Here is a 23,221-nt window from a genome sequence, read left to right on the forward strand (position 1 = left end):
ACACCATGCCGGTCAGGCCGTCCGCCGAGGCCCTCACCGCACGAGAGCTGTACCGCTTCTTCCGGGCCGGCGAGGAGGAGACGCTCGCCCTGCGCGGGGTGTCCCTGCGGGTGCGTCGCGGTGAGACGGTCGCCGTGGTCGGGCCGTCCGGAGCGGGCAAGTCCACCCTGCTGTCCTGTCTGGCAGGGCTCGACGAACCCTCGGGCGGTGAGGTGCGCGTGGACGGCGTACGCATCAGCCACCGGCCGGAGACCGAACGAGCGCGGCTGCGCGCCCGGAACATCGGCGTTCTGCTGCAGACCCGCAACCTTGTCGCGCATCTCAGCGTGCGCGACAACGTCCGCCTGGCGCACAGCGCCGTGCGCGGCCGGCCGGCCGTGCCGGCGGGAGAGCTGCTGGACGAGGTGGGGCTCTCGGGGCGGGCACACGCGCTGCCCAGGCAACTGTCGGGCGGCGAGCTGGCGCGCGCCGGTCTGGCCGTGGCGCTGGCCAACTCCCCGGCCGTCCTGCTGGCGGACGAACCGACCGGCGAACTCGACGGCGGCACCGAGCACGTGATCCTGCAGATGCTGCGCGACCGCGCCGCCCTGGGCTGCGCGGTGCTGATCGTCACCCACAGCGCCGAAGCCGTCCGGATCGCCGACCGGGTGATCACTCTGGACGACGGCAGGGCCCACGAGACCTCCAAGTACCGGGCAGGCACGCAGCAGCAGGAGGCCCATGATGTCGCCCCGTGATCACTCCGTACCGGTCGACAAGACCGCGACGTCCTTGGACGAGGTGCTCGTCGACTGCCGGGACGCGGCTCTCACCTTCGGCCGGGGCGCGAGGTCCGTGGTGGCGGTGCACGGGGCGAACCTGCGGGTCCGGTCCGGGGACCGGCTCGCCATCGTCGGCCCGTCCGGGTCGGGCAAGTCGTCCCTGCTGCATCTGCTGGCCGGGCTCGAACAGCCCACCAGCGGCACCGTCACCCGGACCGCCCTGGACGGCCCGCGCGGCATCGGGATCGTCTTCCAGGGCGACAGCCTGATCCCCGCCCTCGACGTGGTCGAGAACACCGCGCTGCCGCTGGTCCTGGCCGGAGTGCCGGACGCCGAGGCGCAGCGGTCGGCCACTGCGGCACTCGCCCTGGTGGACGCCGCCGACCTGGCGGAGCGGCTGCCGGAGGAGATCTCCGGCGGGCAGGCCCAGCGCGTCGCCGCCGCCCGGGTCCTGGCCCGGTCCCCCCGGCTGATCCTCGCCGACGAACCCACCGGCCGGCTCGACCACGCCACCGGCGGCCACGTCCTGGACGCACTGCTGACCGCGGCCGACCGGACAGGTGCGGCCCTCGTCGTCACCACCCACGACCCGGCCGTCGCCGCGCGGCTCACCACCCGGCTGACCATGCGCGACGGCCGACTGCTCACCCCGGCCGAATCGCAGGAGGCGTCATGAACACCGCATGGGCCCGCGGGCTGGCCCGCCACCGCACAGGACGGCTCCTGGCGGCCCTGGCCGGCATCGCACTTGCCGTCGCCCTCGTCGCCTCGCTCGGTTCGTTCCTCACCGCGTCCAAGGCGACCATGACGCAGCGCGCCGTGCGCTCCGTCGCCGTGGACTGGCAGGTCGAGGTGCAGGCCGGTGCCGATCCCCGGGCGATGCTGTCCCTGGTGCGGACGGCTCCCGGCATCCACAACGCCGTCCCGGTCGGCTTCGCCCACAGTTCCGCGTTCACGGCCCAGGTACAGGGCAGCACACAGACCACGGGCCCGGGCGTGGTGCTCGGCCTGCCCGACGGCTACCAAAAGCTGTTCCCCGGCGAGATCCGCCCGCTCACCGGCGGTACCGGCGGAGTTCTGCTGGCCCAGCAGACCGCCTCCAACCTGCACGTCGCCCCCGGCGACAGCGTCGGCATCCGGCTCCCCGGAACGGGCGTACGCCAGGTCCGGGTGGCCGGCGTCGTCGACCTCCCGCAGGCCGACTCGCTGTTCCAGAAGGTCGGCGCGCCGCCCCAGTCCCAGCCCACCGCGCCGCCCGACAACGTCGTTCTGCTCCCCTCCTCCACCTTCACCTCGCTGACCGCCTCGGCGCCCGCCGCAGGCGTCATCACGCAGATCCATGCCGCCCGCGACGCCAAACTGCCCTCCGACCCCGCCTCCGCCTTCAACACCGTGACCCGTGCCGCCCACAACCTGGAAGCCCGTGCCTCGGGCGCGGCGATCGTCGGGAACAACCTGGGCGCCGCCCTCGACTCCGCCCGCCAGGACGCCCTGTACGCACAGATCCTCTTCCTCTTCCTCGGTGTACCCGGCGCACTCCTCGCCGCCGCGCTGACCGCCGCGGTCGCCGCGGCCGGCGGTGAACGGCGCCGCCAGGAGCAGGCGTTGCTGCGGCTGCGCGGGCTGCGGCCGGGCCGTATCGCCGCCCTGTCCGGTCTGGAAGCCGCGCTGGTGGGGGCGGGTGGCGGCGTCGCCGGACTCGGCATCGCCGCGCTGACGGGCCGTCTCGCCTTCGGGTCGGCCTCGTTCGGGACGAGCGCGGGTTCCTGGATCCTCTGGTACGGCCTGGCCTTCGTGCTCGGCGCCGCCGTGGCCGCCGGCGCCGTCCTCGTCCCCGCGCTGCGCGACCTGCGGGGTGTGACGGTCGCCGACTCGCGCAGGGCCGGACGGCGTACGGGTCGCGTGTGGTGGATGCGCTACGGCCTGGACTTCGCGCTGCTCGTCTGCTCCTGGCTCATCTTCCGCGCCTCGTCCGGCAACCAGTACGCCCTCGTCCTCGCCCCGGAGGGCGTGCCGAGCATCTCCGTGTCGTACTGGGCCTTTCTGGGCCCGGCCCTGCTGTGGATCGGCGCCGCGCTGCTGCTGTGGCGGCTCACCCTCCTCGCGCTCACCCACGGCCGAGCCGTGCTGGCCCGGCTGTCCCGCCCGCTGGCCGGGAACCTGGCGGGAACGACGGCCGCGGTCCTCGCCCGGCGCCGGCGTCCACTGGCCCGTTCGGTGGTGCTGCTGGCGCTCGCGGTGTCCTTCGCGATCTCCACGGCGACCTTCAACGCCACGTACAAACAGCAGGCCGAGGTCGACGCGCGGCTCACCAACGGCGCCGACGTCACCGTGACCGAGCCCCCCGGAGCACGGACGCCGCCCAGCGCGGCCGCTTCCCTCAAGGTCTCCGGCGTACGTCATGTCGAGCCGCTCCAGCACCGGTTCGCCTACGTCGGCTCCGACCTCCAGGACCTCTACGGCGTACGCCCGGACACGGTCGCCTCGGCCACCTCCCTCCAGGACGCGTACTTCTCCGGAGGCAGCGCCGGCACCCTCATGCGCAAGCTCGCGAAGCAGCCCGACGCGCTGCTGGTCAGCGCGGAGACGGTCACCGACTTCCAGCTCTCACCAGGAGACACCGTCAACCTGCGGATCCAGGACGCCCGTACGAAGGCGCTGCGCACAGTGCCCTTCCACTACGTGGGCGTCGCCAAGGAGTTCCCGACGGCGCCGAAGGACAGCTTCTTCGTCGCCAACGCCTCCTACGTGGCCCGGGCCACCGGCAGCGACGCGGTCGGCGCCTTCCTCCTGGACACCGGCGGCGCCCACCAGCAGCGGATCGCCGCCCACCTGCGGGAGCAGCTCGGCACCAGTGCCACCGTCACCGACCTCACGCAGACCCGCGGTGCCGTCGGGACCAGCCTGACCGCCGTCGACCTCGCCGGACTCACCCGCATCGAGCTGGCCTTCGCGGTGCTCCTGGCCGCCGGGGGCGGCGGACTCGTCCTCGCGCTCGGCCTCGCCGAACGCCGCCGTACGTTCGCCATCGCCACGGTGCTCGGCGCGACACGACGGCAGCTGCGCGGGATGGTCCTCACCGAGGCGATCCTGCTGGTCGCGGGCGGTCTGGCCGGCGGCGCGCTCATCGGCTGGGCCCTGTCGCAGATGCTGGTCAAGGTCCTGACGGGCGTGTTCGACCCGCCCCCCGCCGCCCTCGCCGTCCCGGGCGCCTATCTGGCGCTGACCGCGTTCGCCGCGACCGCGGCCGTCCTGGCCGCCGCGCTGAACGGGGTACGCCGGGCCGCCCGACCCGCCGTCGAGGAACTCCGGGATCTGTGAACGCCCCGTCCGGCTCTACGCTGCCCAGCATGCGAACGCCCGTCACACCGGACCACAGCCGCTATCGGGTCCTCGTCGTCGAGGACGACGACACCATCGGCCGCCATCTGGAGACGGGGCTGCGCAGCAACGGCTACAGCCCGGCGTGGAGCCGGACCGGCGCGGGCGCCCTCACCGAGTCCGCGCGGACCCCGTACGACGTGCTGCTCCTTGACCTGGGCCTGCCCGACATGGACGGCCTCGACATCGCGCGCACGCTGCGCGCCCGCCTTCCCGACCTGCTGATCATCATCCTCACCGCCCGCACGGACGACATCGACGTCATCGCCGGGCTGGACGCCGGAGCCGACGACTACCTGGTCAAACCCTTCAGCCTGACCGTGCTGCTCGCCCGGTTGCGCGCCCATCTGCGCCGCCGGGCCATCGGCGCCCCGCCTCAGCAGCCGATCCTGCTCGGCGACCTCGTCATCGATGTCACAGCCCGCCGGTGCACGCTCCACGACCGTGAAGTCGAGCTCCGGCCCAAGGAGTTCGAGCTGCTCGCCCTGCTCGCCCGGCACGCCGGAGAGGCAGTGTCCCGCGAGGTGCTGATGGCGGAGGTCTGGGACGAGAACTGGTTCGGCTCCACCAAGACTCTCGACGTCACCATGGCCGGCCTGCGCCGCCGCCTGGCCGACGCGGCCTCGTCCCCCGCGGCGCTGCCTCGGATCTCCACCCTGCGGGGCCACGGCTACCGCCTGGAGCCCCACGCGCCGCCACCCGTCTGAGGCCGGCGGCAGCGGCATCGCCGGACCGGAGTGCGACGTTCACGCGGGGCATCCGGCTGACCGGTGGTCATCAGGGTCAGAGCACAGAACGCCGGGCCAACAGTCCCAGCACCAGCAGACCGGGTACCAGCGGCAGCCACCCGGTCAGCAGCCGGTAGCCGAACACCGCCGACACCGCCACGGATCCGGGCGCGCCCGCCGCGGTGAGCGCGAACGCGAGCGCCGCGTCCAGGGAACCCAGCCCGCCAGGGGTGGGCAGCAGCGCCGCCGCGCCACTGGCGACGAGGTACGCCAGCAGCACCTGCCCGGCGGGCAGGGCGACGTCCAGCGCGCGGACGACGGCGATCACCACGGCGGCGTGCAGCAGCGCGAACGCCAGAGATCCGCCCCACAGCGCACACGCCCGCGCCCGGCTCCCGTGCACGGCCCGCACATCGGTGCGGACCCGGTCGAACGCCACCAGAAGACGGCTGCGCAGCGGCCTGCTGAACGCCACCCCCGCGACGACCGCGGCCACACCGCACACGGCCGCGAGGACGAAGGGGACGCGGAAGACCGGAAACGACAGGTGTGGAAGACGGGGTGAGGCCAGCAGCAGCACGACGGCCAGGCCGACGCGCACGATGCCACCGGCAGCGGCCTTGACGGCGAGCGCGGTCGCCGAGCGGGCGGTGGACAGTCCGCAGCGGGTCAGGAAGCGCAGATTGACCGCACTCGCCCCGACTCCGGCCGGCAGCAGATGGTTGGCCGCCGACGCCGCGAACTGGGCCGCGACCAGCCGGCCGGCCGGCAGCCGTTCGGCCACCGCTCCTTGTTGTACGACGGCCGCGCACATCCACGTCGACAGTGCCGCGGCGGCCGCCACCAGCAGCCAGCCCCGGTCCGCGGCGGCGAGCCGGTCGGTCCCGGCGTCCACCGCGCGCCGATGCGCGGCAAGGACGGCGCAGCCCAGCACCATGACGACCAGCGCGACAGCCGCGTGCCGGTACAGGCGCCCGCTCCCCTTCGCCGATGCTTCGACGACACTCATCGCGTCACCGCGCCCGGGCGGCGGAGGGCCCCACGAACACCGGCACGCCGCCCGCCTGGTGCCGGGCCCACCCGTGGGCGTACGCGGGTGGGCGGCCGTCCGGCGTCGCGAGGACGGCGACCGGCTGCCGCCGGGCGGCCTGCCGAATGGCGCTCGCCGTCGTGTTGGCGTTGTGGCCGCCGGTCGCGACGGAGGAGCAGCCCGCGTAGAAGGCGATCGGGACGGCTTCGTACCCGGTGAGCAGGCAGGGCGGGCGTACGCCGAGCCGGTGCAGGTCGGCCGCGGTGCGGGCCCAGCCGTGGTGGGCCGCGGTAGTGCGGTGCACGGTGCGCTCCAGCACCACGTACTGGATGGCGAGGTGCCCGGCCAGCCCAAGCGTCACCAGCGTCACGGCCACCGCACGCCACGCCCCGCTCGTGGCCGTGACCAGGCGGAACAGTGCGTCGGCCACCGGAATCGCGAGCAGCGCGTAGGCGGGCAGCAGGAAGCGGGGCGCGGCGTACCCGATCAGGAACAGGTACGGGAAAGCTGCCGAGCCCGCGCAGGCCAGCGGGACCAGCATGGCCGTCGCGCGCCGGGCGCGGAGCGCCAGGACGAGGGCGAGGACGGCGAGCAGAGGAAGGGCGTACCACCAGGCCGTGACCGCCGGGTTGGGCATCGCCCCGGTACACGGCCGGCACAGGGAGCGTCCGCCGAGGCTGCGCAGCTGGTCGCCGACGGCGATGTGCCAGCCGAGGCCGCCCTGGATGCGGGAGGCGTCGGACAGTCGCTGCCCCAGGCCGCCGTAGGAGACGTACGCCTCGATCACCCACTCGCCCGCTCCGGCGACCAGGCCGGCGACCAGGGCGAGCAGCAGCCGGGGGTGCCGCCATCGCCGTACGCCCACCAGCAGGCCGAGCAGCGGAAGGATCGCCCAGACGGCGTCCATGGGCCGCATCCAGGCCATCAGTGCCACGCTCGCGCCCACACCCCACAGGGCTGTCCGGGCGGAGCGGTCCGCCTGGGCGCGCAGGAAGTATCCGGTGCCGGCCAGGACGCCGATCGCCACCCAGAAGTTGGGCATGGCCTGCGGCCCGTAGAACAGGGTGACCCACAGCGTCGCGAAGAGGGCCCCCGCAGCAGCGAGGACCCGGGTCGGGAAGAGCCCCCGCCAGGCGCGCAGTGCCAGGAACAGGCCGAGCCCGGACAGCAGCGCCAGGTAGATGCGCAGCAGCGCGGTGGACGACGACCAGGAGGCGATGGGGGCGACCAGCAGGGGGACACCGCGGGCGCGCGGTGCGCTGAAGAACGCGGCAGGGGCGTGGCCGCCGACCTGGCTGACGTAGACGGTCTCGTCCCAGCCCAGACCCATTCCCGGTCGTACGAAGGCGAGTTGGGCGAGGGTGAAGGCGGCCGCGACCAAGGCGAGCGAGTACGGGGCTGTGCCGCGTCGCACGGTCCCGGCTACCGGCGGCGGTCCGGGGCGCCGCCTGCCGGTGAGCGGGATGTTCAAGGTCTTGACCATCGTGCACCCTTCATTCCTACAAGTTGTAGGACCTCGTCACCCTACAAGGCGTGGGGTCGGAGATGGAATGGTCTAAATACTGGCAAACTAACCCGCCCTTCCGGGTGGTGCAGGGCGATGGAGACCGGGGGTGCCTGTTGGATCGGCCCCGACGTACCCGTCTCCGAGTACCGGGCTCTCCACGGACGCTGCCGTTCAGGCGTGGGCCGACCAGGCTCGGCGAGAAGCCGATGAACCGATGAGCCGATGGGCTTCGTCGGTTACTGGCCGTGCTCCCTGAGCGCGTCGGCGGCAGCCGGGTGGCGGGGTCTGCTCACCTGGTGGACGACGTGGTCCTGCTGACCCACTGGGACAGCGTGATCTGCGTGGTCACGGCCGAAGGGTCCGGCCTGCGCCGACGGGGCGAGGCGTGGCGGCAGTCGTCGCGGGTGGCCGCGCACGCCCGTGTGTGTCGGCCTTTGTCGCGTGCCAGGGCGTCGCGCAGCAGGGACAGGTGCGCGGGCACGGACGCACGGCAGTCGGGTGTGTCCCGGCATGTGCCGCAGGTTGCCACGTGAGACCGCACCGCGCTCGCCTCTTCGGGGGCGAGCGACTTGAGCGCGTGGCCGCACAGCAGTTCATGGACCGTGCGGCATTCCTCGGTGGCCGTCTTCTCGCCGGGCTTCTCGGTCAGGCAGTGGGCTTCTGTCATGGCGAAACCTCCGTTCCAGGTCTCACCCTCGCCCACCAACGAACGTCGGCGCGTCGTCCCCGCGCAGCGATTTCCGGCTACCACGGTCGCGGTACATGTCCCGTCGGCCTACTGCCGGGTTGAACAGCGGAACCTCGCCCTACGCGGGCACCTGCGGGTGCCTTGGTTCGGACGTCGAGCTGACCAGCCCGCACTGGTAGGCGATGACCACGAGCTGGGCACGGTCACGCACCGCCAGCTTGCTCATGGCCCGATTGACGTGGGTCTTGGCGGTCAGCGGGCTGACGAACAGGCGGTGGGCGATCTCGTTGTTGGTCAGGCCCAGCGCCACGAGGGTGGTGACGTCGCGTTCCCGCGGCGTCAAGCACTCCAGCCGCGCGTGTACGGCTGCTGGGCATGGATCCGGCTGGGCCAGAAATCGTGTGATCAACGCTCGCGTAGCCGACGGCGACAGCAGCGATTCGCCTTCCGCGACGGTGCGGACGGCGTCGAGGAGTTCCTCTGGTCGTGCGCCCTTGCCGAGAAAGCCGCTCGCACCCGCGCGCAGGGCCTCGGTGACGAGCTCGTCATCCTCGAAGGTGGTCAGGACGAGCACCCTCACATCTGCGAGGTCTTCGGTTTCCTTGATGAGACGTGTCGCCTCGATGCCGTCCATCTCCGGCATGCGGATGTCCATCAGAACCACATCCGGACGCTTCGCGGCGGCCAGCTCGACCGCCTCGCGTCCGTTGGACGCCTCGGCCACGGTCTCCATGTCATCCGTGGCGTCGAACAGCATGCGGAACGTGCCCCGCAGCAGGGCCTGGTCATCGGCGAGCAGCAGGCGAATCGTCATGCCCATTTCTCCGATCCCGCTCCGGGCCGGGGCAGCCGGCGTGCAGCGGCAGTTCGGCGGTCACGGTGAAGCCGCCCTCAGCGCGGGGCCCCGCGTACAGCCTGCCCCCGATGGTGGCAGCCCGCTCGCGCATCCCGATCAGCCCGTGACCGGCCCCAGGGCGAGCAGGGTGCGGTCCGGCGGACCCGTCGTCCTCCACGGTGATCGTCAGGCGTTCAGGCTGGTAGTGCAGGAACAGCCGGGCACGGTCGGCTCCGGCGTGCTTGCGCACGTTGGTCAGGGACTCCTGCACGATGCGGTACGCGGCCAGGTCGGCCGCCGGCTCCAGCGGTTCGGCCGTGCCGCGCCGGGCGTGGCTCACGGCCAGCCCGGCGCGTTCGAACGACGCCAGCAGGGCCGGTACCTGTGCGAGACCCGGCATCGGGTCGCGGGACGCGACCGGGTCGTCGGACTGCCGGAGCAGGCCGACGGTCACCCGCAGTTCGTCCAGCGCGGAGCGGCTGGCGTCCCGGATGTCCTCCAGAGCTGTGAGGATTTGTTCGGGTCGCTGGTCCACCAGATGGACGGCGACGCCTGCCTGCGCGTTGATCAAGGCGATGTGGTGCGCGACGATGTCGTGGAGGTCGCGTGCGATGCGGACGCGTTCGGCCGCCACACGCTGCTGTGCTTCCTGCTCACGGGTGCGCTCCGCGTGCTCAGCCCGTTCCTCCACGGCCGCCACGTAGGCGCGTCGTGAGCGCACCCCGTCCCCGACCGCGGCCGGCAGAGCTGTCCAGGCCAGCATCGCGGCCTTCTCCGGGTCCAGCCATGACGCCGGCGCGCCCACCACGGCGGCGCTGACCAGAACGGCAGCCGAGACGGCTGCCACCGTCCAGGCGGTACGCCGGTTGGTCCGTACGGCCACGTTGTAGACAGACAACAGAACCGGGCTTGTCACCAGCGGGCTGTCTCGAACCCCGAGCAGTTGAAAGACCACCCCGCAGCCAATGGTGACGGCCAGTACGCCGAACGGGTGGCGATGCCGCCATACCAACGCGGAGCAGCCGACGGCTGCCAGTGCCACGGTGGGCCACCGCAACAAGAACTGGTGCTGGTGCGGTTGGACCGAGGCAGCCGCGACCGACAGCACGAACAGCACGGCCGAGCCCAACGCGTCCAACGCGCGGATCCGAGCTCGCGCTCCCCGTCCCCAACCGTTGATCACCGCCATGTCACCACCGTAGTTTCGACGGCCGGATCAGGCATCGCCTCGCCACGACACCGGGCACACGGTGAGCCCTGTCGGCCCTTGCCGCGATCGGTTACAGCCGGGCCCCGATTCCGGTCAGCGCCCGGACCTCCATCTCCGCCTGTTTGTCCGGATCTGCGGGACGCCTGCTGAACACGGTGCCGAGGTAGCCGCACACGAACGAGAGCGGAATCGACACGATGCCGGGATTCATGAGCGGGAAGCAGTGGAAGTCGACGCTCTTGATGATCGACGTGGAGGTGCCCGAGACCGCCGGTGAGAAGACGATGAGCACGAGGCAGGACACCAGGCCGCCGTAGATGCTCCAGAGTGTCCCCGAGGTGTTGAAGCGTTTCCAGTACAGCGTGTAGAGCATCGTCGGCAGGTTGGCGGAGGCGGCGAGCGCCAGGGCCAGCGACACGAGGAAGGCGACGTTCTGCCCGTCGGCCACGATGCCGCCGATGATGGCCAGGAAACCGATCACGATCGCTGTCAGTCGGGCCACCCGTATCTCGGACCGGGGATCGGCCTTACCGCGCCGTATCACGTTGGCGTAGACGTCATGGGCGAACGAGGCCGAAGCGGCAAGGGTCAGACCGGCCACGACCGCCAGAATCGTCGCGAAAGCCACCGCCGAGACAACTCCCAGGAGCACGACTCCACCGATACGGAAGGCGAGCAGAGGCGCCGCGGAGTTCTCGCCGCCCGGGGCGTGAACGATCACGTCGGAACCGACCAGAGCTGTGGCGCCGTAACCGACGACGAGGATTCCCAGGTAGAACGTGAACATCGACCAGGAGCACCACACCACCGACCTGCGCGCCTCCTTGGCATTGGGCACGGTATAGAAGCGCATCAGCACGTGCGGCAGGCTGGAGATACCGAGGACCAACGACAGTGCCAGAGAGACGAACTCGAGTTGGCTCGTCGCGTTATGGCCGTACAAACTGCCCGGTTCGAGCAGTCGTTCACCCAACGGGCTGTTCTGCGTGGCTTGTCGCAGGAGCGCCGAGAAGCTGAATCCGAACTTGCCGATGATGAACACGCTGATGAAGGTCACACAGACCAGGAGGAGGACGGCTTTGATGATCTGGACCCAGGTCGTGCCCTTCATCCCGCCCACCAGCACGTAGAGGAGCATGACGACGCCCACGCCGCTGATGAGGAGCGCCTGCCCGCCCCTGGTGTGCACGTCCAGCAACAACGCGATCAGCCCACCGGCGCCGGCCATCTGGGCGAGCATGTAGAAGAACGTGATCACCAGGGTGGCGTTGGCCGCCGCGGCCCGCACCGGGCGCTGCCTCATACGGAAGGCCATCACGTCGCCCACGGTGAACCGTCCGGTGTTGCGCAGCCTCTCACCGATGAGCAGAAGGGCGACCAGCCAGGCGACCAGCCATCCGACGGAGTAGAGGAATCCGTCGTAACCATGAACGGCGATCGCCCCGGAAATTCCCAGGAAGGAAGCCGCGGAGAGGAAGTCGCCGGACATCGCTATGCCGTTCTGCACACCGGTGAAGGAGCTGCCCGCGGCGTAGTAGTCGGCTGCCGTCTGGTTTCTGTTGGTGACCTTGTAGACGATGAGCAGAGTGATGACGACGAATACCAGGAACACGCTCAGATTGAGCATGGGGTTGCCGGTCGCTGCGGCGGCGATCTGCCGTGTCATTCTTTGTCGACTCCCGCCAGTTCGTGGATCCTGTCCACTTCCGGATCAAGTTTCTTCCGGGCGAAACGCCGGTATCCCAGAACGATCGCCATCGTGGACACGAACTGCATCAAGCCGAGGATGGTACCCGTGTTGATTTCGCCGGCGACCTTGTGGCTCATGAACCCGTGGGCGTAGGCGGAAAGCAGAACGAACGTCAGGTACCAGCAGAAGAAAAGGGCGCTCATCGGAAAGACGAACAAGCGGAGCCGTCTGCGCAGCCGGGAGAACTCCTCGCTCCGCTGAATCGCGAGGTAGTCGGGCTCGTGGTTGGGCTCGCCTTCGTGACGGGGGTCGATGAACTCCCGTCCGGCAGGCCGCTCGGACACGTCGAAGGCGGGCGACCCTGCCGGTCTGGTCACGTTCCTCGTCCTGGGGATTCGGGCAGGAGGACGCGTGGACGCTCCTGCGGCGAGCGATGGGAAGGAGCAAGCCATAGCCCCCTGAGCGGTGGAAAGTGTAGTGAGATCCCACGCACCGTCAACCAACACCCCACGACTCACGCGGTGAGTACCGAAACCCACATGGGCGTCCTGACGCACCCCCGAGAACCGTTCGGCCATTCAATGCCCTCAGCGGTTGCGAACTGAAGACGGCTTGATCTTCTTTTTGCCAACATTTACCGAACCGGACCATGGACGCACAGCGCCGCCGACCGAACCGCCGATTGTGGAGAGCATGTGCGTAACGGTTTGGTCCGTCGGTGCCCGGGGGTGGGAGGCCGCATTGTTGTCGTTCGCCTGGCTGCCCTAAACTCGCCAGGGTCCCACAGCACTTGACAGGTCGGTACACAGCGTGCGGGGATCGGTTCGCATCCGAGAGCTGGGAGACGGAACAATGGATTTCCTTGGGCGCACCCGCGATGTCGCCGGGTCGGTTGAGGGCCCTTGGTCGAACCCTCCCTTAGTTTTTGAAATGCAATCCTCCGCTGCCCGGGACACATGCCCGCTCCTGGGTTCGCGCACCGTGGCGTGACACCGGCAGGCAGTCGCGCCATCCCTCCGGCACCACCCTGTGCTGCCGGGCGTCCACGTCCTGCTCAGGTGAAAACCCGGGAGAAAACAGCATCGTGACAGGTACCTGCGAGCAAGCTGTTCCGAGTACGGAGCTCATGTCGTGACCGCGGCCAGGCATGCGGCCACGCGTCCGGTACGGCCGTCGCGATGGGCTTCGCTCGTGCAATGGCGGAACTGGCGGCTACTGGTGAAGCTGGCGGCGGTGCTGGTCACGCCCGCCCTGCTCGCTGTCGGCCTGGGCGTCGTGCAGATCCATGACGACGTCACAGGCGCCAAGGCCTACGCGGACATGCAACGCCTGGTCAAGATGCGTGGTGAGCTGCGGACTCTGCTGGAAGCCCTGCAGAAGGAACGCATGATGTCCGTCGAACGGCTGAGTTCCGACGCCACCGACGACGCCACCGACGACGGCGCCGGTCTGCGGCAGCAGAAGCGGAGTCTCGACAGCGCCCGGACCGCCGTCACCAACACCAGGAAGCAGGAAGTCTCCCTCACGGGCGTCACGGCGAATCGTTACCGCGACGCCGTCGGCCTCCTGGACCGCCTGCCCGCCCTGCGCGCACAGGTGGCGTCCGGCAGCATCAGTTCCTGGACCGCGCTCAACGACTACGGCACGATCATCACGGGGCTGCTCAATCTGGACCAAGCACTCGTCAGCCGGTTCGCCACCCCCCAACTCACCAGGTCGGCGACCGCGTTGTACGACCTGGAGGCTGTCGAGGAGCAGATCCACCTTCAGCACGCGATCCTGCTGCAGACAGCCGGCCGAGGCCGTCCGACGACCCCGGCGCTCATCAAGGCGCTGCAGGAGGCCGACGTACGCCTGCGGGACAAGCTCGGTGACTTCCGGACCCAGGCCACCGCCACGGAGCTGAGCGGGTACCGGCGGACGGTCACCGGCCCCGCCGTCAGTCGGCGTACGCACGTGGTGAGCGCCGTGCTGGCTCAGTCCCTCGCGTCGGGCACACGGCAGAAGGCCACCACGTCGTTGCCTGTCTCGGTCGACAGCTGGAACCGCGACTCGGAGACCACCGGAGCGCTCGTCGACAAGGTGTCGGACGGCTTCCTCCACAAGCTGCGCACATCGTCGGCCAAGCTGCAGGACCAGACGAGCAACCGTGCGGGCATGGCGTCCGTGATCCTCTTCGCCGTGCTCCTGCTCGCCCTTGCCATCGGTCTCGGGATCGGCAGGCATCTGCTGCGGTCGCTGACCGTCCTGCGCTCGACGGCACTCGATGTGGCCGAACGCCGGCTGCCCGCCGCAGTCGAGAGCATGCGCGAGGGGCTGAAGGCCGACGCCGTGATCGACCTCGTGCCGGTCGACACCACAGAGGAGTTCGGTCAGCTCGCCAGGGCGTTCGACACGGTGCATTCTCAGGCCGTGCGTCTGGCGGCGGAGCAGGCCGCACTGCGCGGTGACCTCAGGAACACCCTGGTCAACCTCTCACGGCGCAGCCAGAGCCTGGTGGACCGTCTGCTGCTGCTGATGGAACAGCTCGAGCGGCACGAAGAGGACCCGGAGCAACTGGCCAGCCTCTTCACGCTCGATCACCTGGCGACGCGCATGCGGCGCAACAACGAGAACATGATGGTCCTGTGCGGCAGCTCTCTGGTGCGCTCCTCCCACAGTGCGGCGCTGGACACCGTGCTGAGGGGTGCTGTCTCCGAGATCGAGCACTACCAGCGCGTGCTCGTATCGCCCGGTCCTCCCGTCGAGGTGATCGGGTACATAGCCGGTGACCTGGGGCGGCTGGTCGCCGAACTGCTCGACAACGCCACCGCGTTCTCCCCGCCGCACACCCAGGTGGTCGTCGGCGGTGCCCGGCAGCCCGACGGCTCGCTGCTGATCGAGATCCAGGACGGGGGTATCGGGATGAGCGAGAGCGAACTGGCCAGGGTCAACCGGCGCATGGCGACGGACGCCGCCACGGACGCGCCCGCGTCCCGGCAGCTGGGGCTGTTCGTGGTCGGCCGCCTGGCCGGTCGGCACGGCATCGCCGTCAACCTGAGTTCGCAGCCGGGCGTCAGGGGACTGCGGGCCCGTGTTCTGGTACCGGCCAAGCTGGTCACGGCACAGGCGCCGGCCCGCACGGACCAGCCGGGAATCATGGCCGAACACCCTTCTGCCATACTTCCGACGCGGACGCCCGGCGGCTGGACGGACGGCGGACGGACGTACGGCGGCCAGACCGGCAGCGGTAACGCGGCGTCGCGCCCGCCGCAGCGGCCGTTCGCCGTGGCTGCCGTGACGACAAGGCCCGTACCTGCCGACAAGGACGCGCCTCAAAAGCCCGCCGGCCCGCCGTGGTTCGCCCTCCCCGCAACGGCAACGGCAGCCCACAGCACCGGGAACGGCGTGGCCGCACCGGTGCCGCGCGCCTCGGCGGAGGAGCCCGCACCTGTCCCGTCGTCCTCGACCGAGGCACCCGGTGGCCCGGAGGCGACAGGCCACCCGGCGCCGGCACCTGCTCTCCCACGCCCCGCCGGGGACGGTGCGCGGGAGCCTGACCAGTCGGCCGACCTCACACAGGCCGGGCTGCCCAAAAGGGTTCCGTCCACACGATCCGCTCCGGCCCGGACCGAGCGGCCCGCCTCCGGGGACGGGGCAGCTGCGAGCCGGAACGCCAGCCGCGCCCACAGCTTCCTCAACAGCTACCAGTCGGGCATCCGTCGGGCGCAGCCCGATCAGACGCACAATCCATCGGCGACGGGCAGGAAGAACCCATGACATCGACCCACTCCCCGGAGGTGAGCCAGTTCGGCTGGCTGGTCACCAACTTCACGGAGCGAGTGCCCAATGTGGCGCACGCCGTCGTGATCTCGGCCGACGGACTGCTGCTCACCGCGTCGGACCAGCTGGCGGACGATCGAGCCGAGCAGCTCTCCACCATCGCGGCGGGCGCCATCAGCCTGGTCCAGGCTGCCGCCCGTTGTATGGACACCGGGAACGCGCTGCGCACGGTGATCCAGATGGAGAACGGCAACATGCTGATGATGTCGATCCGAGACGGCTCGTGTCTGGTCGCCCTGGCGGCTCCGGACTGCGAGATCGGCCAGATCGCCTACGAGATGACCGTGCTCGTCGACCAGGTCGGCGAGATGCTGACTCCGGAACTCCGTACCGAGTTGCAGCAGTTCCAGCAGTTCCAGCAGACTGCGGCCCGATAGTCGGACGGGGAGACCATGAGCACCGGGGATGGCCCGTCCGGCCCTCGAAGAGATCAGGAAGCGGAGGGCGAACAGACCTTCGCCGACGTACTGAACGCGTTCAGTTTCGGCACCGGACGACGTAGGCGGAAGACCTCCGGCACTCGTGGCACGCCGCAGGACATGACCTACGACGAGAGCGCCAACGCCTCGCCGCCGCCTGCCCCCGAGTCGTACGGGCCGGCTCCCCAGGTGGACTACCAGCCGGCTACCTGGGATGCCGGGAACGTGGAGCCGGGAGCACCGGCACCGGCCTCGTTCGTCCGCGCCTACGCGTGGACGGGCGGCCGGACCAGTTCGCACCACCACTTCGAGGTCGAGACCCTGGTCAGTGCCACCGATCCGAGCGGCGTCCCCGGCGCTGCCACCCAGTGGGACCGCGCGGTGCTCGACCTGTGCCGGGCACCGACGTCGGTGGCCGAGGTGGCGGCGCTCGTGGCGGTGCCGCTGGGTGTGGCCAAGGTCCTCCTCGGTGACATGGCGGATCGCGGGATGATCGTCGTCCACGAGACCGCGACCGACCCCGGCGACGCCCCGACCCAGGCACTGATGGAGAGGGTGCTGATCGGACTGCGTCAGCTCTGACGGGCGCCGTCGAGGGCGCCGTCGCTGACCTGGCTGGTCCTTTTCGGCCGGCGGCTCGCACAAGCGTGCGGCGCCCGCAGGGACAGCTGGGGTTGTCCGGACCGGCCGCCGATGGGAAGAGCCGGCGCCGTCGCGGCCCAGGGCCACCATGGCGGGGCGGGCTCCGCACCTGCTGTGGTCGGACGCCCGGGCAGCGACCCGACCGGCGGGTGGCTGGGCGCCCCACCCCGTCCGCACGATGACCGACAAGGCCGCACAGGCAGCACCGACCGCAGCCGACGTTCCCTCTGCCCGCACCCGCCGTGCCGGTATCCGTACTGCCCCTCCACTGCCGGCCCGGAGACACCGTCGGCCTCGACACAGCCGCGTCGCCCCGGCCCCTGTCCGCCCCCTGGTTCTTGGCATCGAACCTCAAGGCAGCCGCACGGACGGCGAGCGAAGACCTCCGCGCTCTCCATGCTCCAGGGGCAGGGCCGACAGGGCGCGGTCAGCCCACGGGGCGAGATCGGTGGGCAGCCCGGCGATGAGGGAGGTGAGCCGCTCGATCACGCGGACGGCATCGAGGTCGTAGTCGGCCGGCTGACCCCCGGTTCCGCCGTCCTCGGTGTCGGCCGGTTGGTCCCTGAGCACAGTGAGGACGTCCCGTCCCTGGATCGACCACTCCATCACCTCTGCGGCCAGCATCGCCTCGATGGTCTTCTCGGTGACCAGTGCCTCGGCGAAGTCCGGCCGCAGCGTTTCGACTTCGAGGGCGTATCGAGCGCGCCTGCCGCGTCGTCTGCCGCGCAGCGCGACGCGAATGGAGGGGAAGGCGGTGTCCAGGTGCACGGCACAGACGGTCACGTGGTGCTGCTGCCAGGCTCGGAAGGGCGCGAAAGGTTCGGGCTCGAAGGCGTCCGCGATCGTGAATCTCACGCCTCGATGGGTGCCGGACATCACGGCGAAGTGGTCGCGGAGTCCGGCCTGGGGCGGGCTGTTCAAGACCTCGGCCGGGGTGGTGGACAACCGTTGCAGGGGGCCGGGCTTCCAGCGCCCGGCGAGAGCCGGCAGGCGGTCTCGGAAGGCCCAGCCGCGAGCGCGCGCGAAGTTGCCGCGCTCGGCGACCGTGACGGCCTTGGCCGGGCGTCGCCGGAAGCCCGGCACGGCGTAGTAGACGGCGGTCAGAGCGCCGTACTCGGCCAGGGCGACCAGCCAGTGCACCCACTGCAGCGTCCAGCCTGCGTAGAAGAGACCGGCCGCCGCCAGGAAGTTCGGCGAGAAGCACTGCAGGGGTGTTCCGCCTGCCCGGTGTCGGGAGGTCCATATGGTGTCATCGCCTCCCGGCGCCTGGTCCGGGTCCGGTGCGCGGTTGAGGGACTCGGCCGCCACCAGGTTGACCACACCGAGCACCAGCGCGATCGGAACGACGGCGAGGCACGCGGTCGCCCAGTCGCCCCCTCGCGCGTCGATGACGCGGAACCAGATGGCCGCCAGGGCGCCCAGCAGCGCGACGGGCAGACACCCCAGACCTGAGTACGCAAGCATCGTCTTTTCCCCTTCAAGCCGGATCTGCGGGTCACCGGCGTGGTGATCAAGCAGAGTCGCCCGCTCGGTTCTCCGCCACGGCTGTTGCTCGCCAAGGCTGTTGTCGCTGAGGCTGTTGTCGCTGAGGCTGTTGCTCGCTACGACCGCTGCTTGCGCCGTGCCGACATCAGACCGATCAATCCGACGATCGCGAGCGGTGCCGCGACGAGGGTGATGACCGGTGCCCCGCCGATGAGGCCGACGGCGTTGCCGAGGACCCCGATGAGGACCAGTGCCCTCCATCCGGCGAGGTTGCCGCCTGTCTGTTCCTGTGCCATGTCGCTTCCTCCGCCTTGCCGGATCCGATGGAGCGTCAACGTGCTCCGCCACTGACCCGGCCCGCTGCGCGCGGACCTCCCCCAGGTGGCATCAGGCCAGCTCGGACCGGGTGGGAGAGCGGTAAGGGAAGTCCCCGGACCGGGCCGGACCGGGGGACGGAACCGGTCCCGTAATCCGGGCGTTCCGCCTAGAGTTGCTGAGATGGAAGAGCCGGAGCCCCCGGAGTCGGAGGAGTCGCCGAGAGCGGCGTTCGCTGCCGCGCTGACGCGGCTTCGGCACCGACTGCCGGATCTGTCGGACGAGTTGCTGGCCCGGCGGGCAAGCCGTACGGCGCTGCCGTCCGGGCGCCGCGTCGGCGTCAACGCCCGCAGGCTCGGTGAGTGGCTGAGCGGGCGGTCGGTGCCCCGCGACTTCCATGCCGTGGTCGCCTTCGTGCGCGCCGTCGAGTCGCTGGCGGGCCCCGCCGGTCCGCGGTCCTCGATCGCCGACTGGGAGCGGCTGTGGCGCGCGGCGTACGAGGACCGCGCCCCTGCGGTGCCCGCGCCGCGTGTCACCGCCGACCGGGCCGGAGACGCTGCGGACGAGGTGGTCGTCGGTCGGCCGCCGAGCGACGCGGCCTCGTTGCGGGAGCGGGCGGCCCTGTCGAATGCGATCGACGTGGCGCTGCGGGACGACGCGGTCCGGGAGGTCATCCTCACGGGGGCGGGCGGAGTGGGGAAGTCGCAACTCGCCGCAGCCGCCTTCCACCGGTCCAGGCAGCCCGGCGGGGTACGGGTGTGGGTGCCCGCCTCATCCCGTCAGTCCGTGCTCACGGCGTACGCGCGAGCATGGCGGGTGGTCTCGGGCGGGGAAGGCGGAAACGGGTGGGACGACGAGACGCAGGCCGATCTCTTCGTCGCATGGCTGCGTACGACGACGCGGCCATGGCTTGTCGTACTGGACGATGTCGACGAACCGGTGGACCTGCGGGGCCTGAGGCCGGTTGGGGAACACGGCAGGAGCGTGGTGACGACCCGTCGGCGGGACGCGGCGGTGATCCGTTCGTCCTCCCGGGTCGTGCAGGTCGCGACCTTCGCGCCCGAGGAGGCCGTCGACTACCTCCGCTCACGGCTCGCGGCCGGCGAAGGCGGGGACGACGAAGGGGAGCTGCACACGCTGGCGGAAAGACTCGGCCACTTCCCGCTCGCGCTGTCCCAGGCTGCGGCGTTCCTCATCGACACCGGCATGCCCCTGACCACGTACCGTCAACTCCTGGAGGACCAACGGCAGACGCTCTCCGATCTGCTGCCGGCAACCTCCCCGGCCGACGAACACGGCGAAACCGTGGCCACCGCCTGGCAGCTCGCCCTGGACCGGGCGCAGACCCTCGCGCCCGCCGGAAGCGCCAAGGCCACCCTGGAACTTCTGTCGATGCTCGCACCGGACGGCATCACGGAGGCGGTGTTGCACACGACGGCGGCCCGGCGGTGGATCGTCCAAGGAGCTGACGACCACAGCGACACGGGCCACGGACCGGCACAGCCCGGCGAACGGGCCGTGCTCCTCTCACTGCGCGCTCTGCACCGGCTCAGCCTGGTGACGCACGACCCGTCCCGCACGCCCGCGTCGGTCGAGGTGCACGCCCTCGTGCAGCGCGCCGCCCGCGAGAGCGTGTCGGAGCACGTCCTGCCGCGCCTCACCGTGGCAGCCGCCGACGCCGTCGAGGAGCTCTGGTCGTCCACGGCGGACAGCGCGTACGAGCCCGAGACGGAGGCAGCCCTGTACCGCAGCGTCGAAGTCCTGCGCCGGACGACGGGCGGCGACCGGCTGTGGGACGGCCGCATGCACCCTGTTCTGCGCCGTACAGGCCTCTATCTGGCCGGACTCGGCCGCGACGCGGCGGCGCGGGACGTCTGCCAGGAGCTGCTGGACCTGGCGCGGCCCCGCCTCGGCGACGAGCACCGCGATGTCCTGTACCTGCGCTGCCGGGTCGCCCTGGCCGCCGGTGAGCTGGGGGACGCGGCGTCGACCCGCGCATCGCTGGAGGACATCCGGCGGGACGCCGAGCGAATCCTGGGCCCGAGGAACCCGGACACCCTGACGGTACGGCTGCACGAGGCCCGCTTCCGGATGGAAGAGGGCGCGGTGGCCGCCGCCCTGGACGACTTCACCGAACTCGCCGACCAGGCAGCCGAAGCCCTCGGCGCAAGCCATCCCCTGGTACTCGACGCGCGAAGCCACGCCGCGCTCTGCCGTGGCCTGGCCGGCGACGCGGTCGGCGCGCGGGACGCCTGCGCCGCCCTCGTCGAGATGCTGGAACAGCGGCACGGCCCCGGCCATCTGCTCACGCTGAGCGCCCTCACCGATCTGGGCAGGTGGGCCGGCGAGGCGGGCGACACGCATGCGGCGGTCGACATCTACCTGCGGGCGGTGGCACGGTTGGAGTCCGCTGTCGGCCGCCTGCACCGGGACACCCTCATCGCCCGGCACAACCTCGCGTACTGGCGGGGACTGGCGGGTCAACACGAGCGCGCGGTGACGGAGTTCACCGCCGCGGCCGAGGACGCCGAGCGCGCGCTCGGCGCCGACCATCCGACCACTCTCACCTACCGCGTCAACCTGAGCTTCTGGCGCGGCCTCGCCGGCGAGCCGGCCATGGCGCTCGCGGAGTTGGCCGAACTGCAGCCCAGGGTCGACAGCGTGCTCGGCGCCGACCACCCACGGGCGCTGCGAACCCGCCAGCAACACGCCGAGCTCCTGGAACGCTCGGGCGACAGAAGCGGGGCTGCCACCCTGCTCACCTCGCTGCTGGCCGACATGATCCGTGTCCAGGGCAGCGGCCACCCGCGTACAGGCGAGGCCGCGGAGGCGCTGGCCCGCTGCGGCGAGCGGCAGATCCGGTGAGGTTCGTCGGTCTGACGTCAAGTCCTCGTGTCCGCCTCGCCGAGACAGCCGGCGGGGAGGAAGCCGTCGAGGCCGAGCTCGTCTTCCGCCTCGATGCCGAGGGCTTCCCACGCGCCTGACACCACGCCGGCTCTGCCGACTCGGTCCCTTGCCGAACCCCGATCACGCCGCGTCGTCCCAGCGCCGCGACGCGACGGTGAACCCAGCTTCTGAACTCCTTCCACGCGCACCGCGTACCGCCTGCCGCGTGCCGTCACTCGCCGTGAAGGATCGCCACGTCCGGGCGGCCCCGGCAGGTTCGGGCGGCATCATCGCCGTCTGGCGGTCGAGGCCGGGACATCCCGGGTGGTGACTCCCGCGGCGGATGCTGTCCCGATCGCGGAGGGAGAGGGGCTCGGGTGCGGGGACAGCGACGGGCTCGGTGAGACCGAGGGCGGGCCGGCGGGACCGACCGGGGTGTTCGCATCCCGGTCGGTGACGGCGAACACCGCGGTGGCAACGGCCGCGGCCAGGCCGAACAGCACGACGACGGTCCTGCGGGACGGCAGAAGGAACCGGCGCGACTCGGTGGGAGGGACTCCGGGCCGCAGGTTTTCCAGGTTCACGGCATTGGCGCGGGCCTCAAGGGCGCCGCGCAGTCGCTGCTCGATCGCCTCGTGGTGGATCTGACCGCGGCTCATCGGCGGGTCTCCGCTCTCACGCACCGCCGGCAGCGGGACGGACGGGGGTGCGACTGAGGGGGATACTCGGTCATCGGGCGATCTCCAGGTGTCTGCCGAGAGTGTCCAGTGCCCGGCTGGCGGTCGACTTGACCGTCCCGCGGGAGACACCGAGGGTGTCGGCGATCTGGGCCTCGGTGAGGTCCGACCAGTAGCGCAGGACCAGGACCTCGCGCTGTCTTCGGGTGAGGCGTTGCAACGCGTCGATCACTTCTTGGTGGGTCTCGGCGAGCAGCACGCTCTTGTCGGCCGACGGGACGTGGCGTTCGCGCTCGGGGACATGGGCGCGTGACGTACGGCGCCGGCGCAGGACCGAGCGGGCCGCGTTGACCACGCTGGTCCGCAGATACGCCTCGGGGTCGTCCAGATCCGCGAGCCGACGGCCATGGCGGCGCAGGAGCGCCGCGAAAGCGTCCTGCACCACGTCCTCCGCCGTCGGGAGGTCGTCCACCAGGAGCAGGGCCAGCCGCACCAGCGCCAGCCGGCGATGGCGGTAGAGCTCGTTGAAGCCGTACTCGTCGCCGACGGTGCCCGTACGGGCGGACACGGCCTCGAACGGAGCTCTCCCGGTCTGCCGCCCTGCTGGTGAGCGCAGCGCGAGCCGGTCCTGGGCTCGGCGCATCAGGTCCGCGGCGCCATGGACCAAGGTGTGCACCTGGCAGTACGTCCGCCGCCGCCGGCCGGCCGACGGTGCGGCGGCTGGGATCGTCGCTGTTGTCACAGGTCTCCTGGAGGTCGTCGTACCAGTGCGGTACGCCCGTGGCCCCGGGCGTACCGCGCCGTGCCGCCTGGCCCTGCGCCGTGCGGTACGTGTTCACATGGTGTCGCCGGACGACCGACGATCAGTCGGCGGGCAGGAAGTCGGGGCCGGGTTCCCTGCCGTGCGACGGTGTTGCGGGGGCCGGGACATCAACGGACCCGGAGAGCCCTGGCGGCTTAGCCCACCGACCCCGCAGGCACAATTCCCCCCGGAAGCGCAGACGCCGTCGTCTGCGCAACCGGAGACGCCGTCGTCTGCGCAACCCGAGACGCCGTCGTCTGCGCAACCCGAGACGCCGTGGTCTGCGCAACCGGAGACGCGTGCTTCCGCGCCGTGCCGGTCTTCACCGAGGCCTTCACAGCGG

The 23,221-nt window shown here is 71.1% G+C and carries 19 protein-coding genes; 8 read left to right on the top strand and 11 right to left on the bottom strand.

The features are described 5' to 3' along the window. Positions 1 to 5: 5 nt before the first annotated feature. The 4 genes from QA861_RS37905 to QA861_RS37920 are packed head-to-tail and all read left to right on the top strand — an operon-like array spanning position 6 to position 4,849. Positions 6 to 737 carry an ABC transporter ATP-binding protein gene (locus tag QA861_RS37905; protein WP_334593316.1) on the top strand — a complete coding sequence of 244 codons (732 nt, stop codon included), beginning with the start codon at positions 6 to 8 and terminating at the stop codon, positions 735 to 737. Beyond that, on the top strand, positions 724 to 1,437 hold the full coding sequence (locus tag QA861_RS37910) for an ABC transporter ATP-binding protein (RefSeq protein WP_334594976.1): 714 nt from the start codon (positions 724 to 726) through the stop codon (positions 1,435 to 1,437). Before QA861_RS37905 ends, QA861_RS37910 begins: the two co-directional genes overlap by 14 nt. Beyond that, the gene (locus QA861_RS37915) at positions 1,434 to 4,082 is read left to right on the top strand and encodes an FtsX-like permease family protein (RefSeq protein WP_334593317.1); all 2,649 of its coding nucleotides are present in this window, start codon (positions 1,434 to 1,436) and stop codon (positions 4,080 to 4,082) included. Before QA861_RS37910 ends, QA861_RS37915 begins: the two co-directional genes overlap by 4 nt. 29 nt (positions 4,083 to 4,111) lie before the next feature. Next, positions 4,112 to 4,849: a response regulator transcription factor gene (locus QA861_RS37920; protein WP_334593318.1), complete on the top strand. Its 738-nt coding sequence runs from the start codon at positions 4,112 to 4,114 to the stop codon at positions 4,847 to 4,849. Positions 4,850 to 4,925: 76 nt separating this feature from the next. Here the strand turns inward: QA861_RS37920 and QA861_RS37925 are convergent, their stop codons facing one another. From QA861_RS37925 to QA861_RS37955, 7 genes are all read right to left on the bottom strand, one after another. Beyond that, entirely contained in the window at positions 4,926 to 5,879 is a 954-nt protein-coding gene (locus QA861_RS37925) for a lysylphosphatidylglycerol synthase domain-containing protein (protein ID WP_334593319.1), read from the bottom strand. 4 nt (positions 5,880 to 5,883) lie between these two features. Next, positions 5,884 to 7,383 (bottom strand): hypothetical protein, encoded by a 1,500-nt coding sequence (locus QA861_RS37930; RefSeq protein WP_334593321.1) that lies wholly within the window; start codon positions 7,381 to 7,383, stop codon positions 5,884 to 5,886. Positions 7,384 to 7,696: 313 nt separating this feature from the next. After that, entirely contained in the window at positions 7,697 to 8,074 is a 378-nt protein-coding gene (locus QA861_RS37935; protein WP_334593322.1) for a zf-HC2 domain-containing protein, read from the bottom strand. 139 nt (positions 8,075 to 8,213) lie between these two features. Then, complete coding sequence (locus QA861_RS37940) at positions 8,214 to 8,909, bottom strand: response regulator transcription factor (RefSeq protein WP_334593323.1); 696 nt, start codon at positions 8,907 to 8,909, stop codon at positions 8,214 to 8,216. Then, a complete protein-coding gene (locus QA861_RS37945) occupies positions 8,881 to 10,119 on the bottom strand; it encodes a sensor histidine kinase (RefSeq protein ID WP_334593325.1) in 1,239 nt (412 codons plus the stop codon). The genes QA861_RS37940 and QA861_RS37945 overlap by 29 nt, the downstream gene beginning before the upstream one ends. Positions 10,120 to 10,210: 91 nt before the next feature. Then, positions 10,211 to 11,806 carry a monocarboxylic acid transporter gene (locus QA861_RS37950; RefSeq protein ID WP_334593326.1) on the bottom strand — a complete coding sequence of 532 codons (1,596 nt, stop codon included), beginning with the start codon at positions 11,804 to 11,806 and terminating at the stop codon, positions 10,211 to 10,213. Next, positions 11,803 to 12,174 carry a DUF485 domain-containing protein gene (locus QA861_RS37955; RefSeq protein WP_334593327.1) on the bottom strand — a complete coding sequence of 124 codons (372 nt, stop codon included), beginning with the start codon at positions 12,172 to 12,174 and terminating at the stop codon, positions 11,803 to 11,805. The genes QA861_RS37950 and QA861_RS37955 overlap by 4 nt, the downstream gene beginning before the upstream one ends. 847 nt (positions 12,175 to 13,021) lie before the next feature. Between QA861_RS37955 and QA861_RS37960 the strand changes: the two genes are divergently transcribed. The 3 genes from QA861_RS37960 to QA861_RS37970 are packed head-to-tail and all read left to right on the top strand — an operon-like array spanning position 13,022 to position 16,653. After that, positions 13,022 to 15,589 (top strand): nitrate- and nitrite sensing domain-containing protein, encoded by a 2,568-nt coding sequence (locus tag QA861_RS37960; protein WP_334593329.1) that lies wholly within the window; start codon positions 13,022 to 13,024, stop codon positions 15,587 to 15,589. Then, a complete protein-coding gene (locus tag QA861_RS37965; protein ID WP_334593330.1) occupies positions 15,586 to 16,029 on the top strand; it encodes a roadblock/LC7 domain-containing protein in 444 nt (147 codons plus the stop codon). The genes QA861_RS37960 and QA861_RS37965 overlap by 4 nt, the downstream gene beginning before the upstream one ends. A gap of 15 nt (positions 16,030 to 16,044) precedes the next feature. Continuing rightward, entirely contained in the window at positions 16,045 to 16,653 is a 609-nt protein-coding gene (locus QA861_RS37970; RefSeq protein WP_334593332.1) for a DUF742 domain-containing protein, read from the top strand. Between the two features lie 411 nt (positions 16,654 to 17,064). On the opposite strand, the gene QA861_RS37975 is transcribed toward QA861_RS37970, so the two are convergent. Together QA861_RS37975 and QA861_RS37980 are read right to left on the bottom strand one after the other, a co-directional pair. Beyond that, complete coding sequence (locus QA861_RS37975) at positions 17,065 to 18,177, bottom strand: hypothetical protein (RefSeq protein WP_334593333.1); 1,113 nt, start codon at positions 18,175 to 18,177, stop codon at positions 17,065 to 17,067. A gap of 137 nt (positions 18,178 to 18,314) precedes the next feature. Further along, positions 18,315 to 18,494, bottom strand: a complete 180-nt coding sequence (locus QA861_RS37980; protein WP_334593334.1) for a hypothetical protein — start codon at positions 18,492 to 18,494, stop codon at positions 18,315 to 18,317. A gap of 202 nt (positions 18,495 to 18,696) precedes the next feature. Here QA861_RS37980 and QA861_RS37985 point away from each other — a divergent pair, with 202 nt between their 5' ends. Then, positions 18,697 to 21,378, top strand: a complete 2,682-nt coding sequence (locus tag QA861_RS37985) for a tetratricopeptide repeat protein (protein WP_334593335.1) — start codon at positions 18,697 to 18,699, stop codon at positions 21,376 to 21,378. Positions 21,379 to 21,686: 308 nt separating this feature from the next. Here QA861_RS37985 and QA861_RS37990 read toward each other — a convergent pair whose 3' ends face one another. Both QA861_RS37990 and QA861_RS37995 read right to left on the bottom strand, forming a co-directional pair. Continuing rightward, positions 21,687 to 22,058, bottom strand: a complete 372-nt coding sequence (locus QA861_RS37990) for a hypothetical protein (RefSeq protein ID WP_334593336.1) — start codon at positions 22,056 to 22,058, stop codon at positions 21,687 to 21,689. A 70-nt stretch (positions 22,059 to 22,128) separates the two neighbouring features. Next, positions 22,129 to 22,818 carry a SigE family RNA polymerase sigma factor gene (locus QA861_RS37995; RefSeq protein WP_334593338.1) on the bottom strand — a complete coding sequence of 230 codons (690 nt, stop codon included), beginning with the start codon at positions 22,816 to 22,818 and terminating at the stop codon, positions 22,129 to 22,131. Positions 22,819 to 23,221: the final 403 nt, after the last annotated feature.

The organism is Streptomyces sp. B21-083, from assembly GCF_036898825.1.
GTDB lineage: Bacteria > Actinomycetota > Actinomycetes > Streptomycetales > Streptomycetaceae > Streptomyces.

Excerpts from the sequence above, each read along its gene's own strand:
- QA861_RS37905 (WP_334593316.1), top strand. The coding sequence starts at position 6 with ATGCCGGTCAGGCCGTCCGCCGAGGCCCTCACCGCACGAGAGCTGTAC.
- QA861_RS37910 (WP_334594976.1), top strand. The coding sequence starts at position 724 with ATGTCGCCCCGTGATCACTCCGTACCGGTCGACAAGACCGCGACGTCC.
- QA861_RS37915 (WP_334593317.1), top strand. The coding sequence starts at position 1,434 with ATGAACACCGCATGGGCCCGCGGGCTGGCCCGCCACCGCACAGGACGG.
- QA861_RS37920 (WP_334593318.1), top strand. The coding sequence starts at position 4,112 with ATGCGAACGCCCGTCACACCGGACCACAGCCGCTATCGGGTCCTCGTC.
- QA861_RS37925 (WP_334593319.1), bottom strand. The coding sequence starts at position 5,879 with ATGAGTGTCGTCGAAGCATCGGCGAAGGGGAGCGGGCGCCTGTACCGG.
- QA861_RS37930 (WP_334593321.1), bottom strand. The coding sequence starts at position 7,383 with ATGGTCAAGACCTTGAACATCCCGCTCACCGGCAGGCGGCGCCCCGGA.
- QA861_RS37935 (WP_334593322.1), bottom strand. The coding sequence starts at position 8,074 with ATGACAGAAGCCCACTGCCTGACCGAGAAGCCCGGCGAGAAGACGGCC.
- QA861_RS37940 (WP_334593323.1), bottom strand. The coding sequence starts at position 8,909 with ATGACGATTCGCCTGCTGCTCGCCGATGACCAGGCCCTGCTGCGGGGC.
- QA861_RS37945 (WP_334593325.1), bottom strand. The coding sequence starts at position 10,119 with ATGGCGGTGATCAACGGTTGGGGACGGGGAGCGCGAGCTCGGATCCGC.
- QA861_RS37950 (WP_334593326.1), bottom strand. The coding sequence starts at position 11,806 with ATGACACGGCAGATCGCCGCCGCAGCGACCGGCAACCCCATGCTCAAT.
- QA861_RS37965 (WP_334593330.1), top strand. The coding sequence starts at position 15,586 with ATGACATCGACCCACTCCCCGGAGGTGAGCCAGTTCGGCTGGCTGGTC.
- QA861_RS37970 (WP_334593332.1), top strand. The coding sequence starts at position 16,045 with ATGAGCACCGGGGATGGCCCGTCCGGCCCTCGAAGAGATCAGGAAGCG.
- QA861_RS37975 (WP_334593333.1), bottom strand. The coding sequence starts at position 18,177 with ATGCTTGCGTACTCAGGTCTGGGGTGTCTGCCCGTCGCGCTGCTGGGC.
- QA861_RS37980 (WP_334593334.1), bottom strand. The coding sequence starts at position 18,494 with ATGGCACAGGAACAGACAGGCGGCAACCTCGCCGGATGGAGGGCACTG.
- QA861_RS37985 (WP_334593335.1), top strand. The coding sequence starts at position 18,697 with ATGGAAGAGCCGGAGCCCCCGGAGTCGGAGGAGTCGCCGAGAGCGGCG.
- QA861_RS37990 (WP_334593336.1), bottom strand. The coding sequence starts at position 22,058 with ATGAGCCGCGGTCAGATCCACCACGAGGCGATCGAGCAGCGACTGCGC.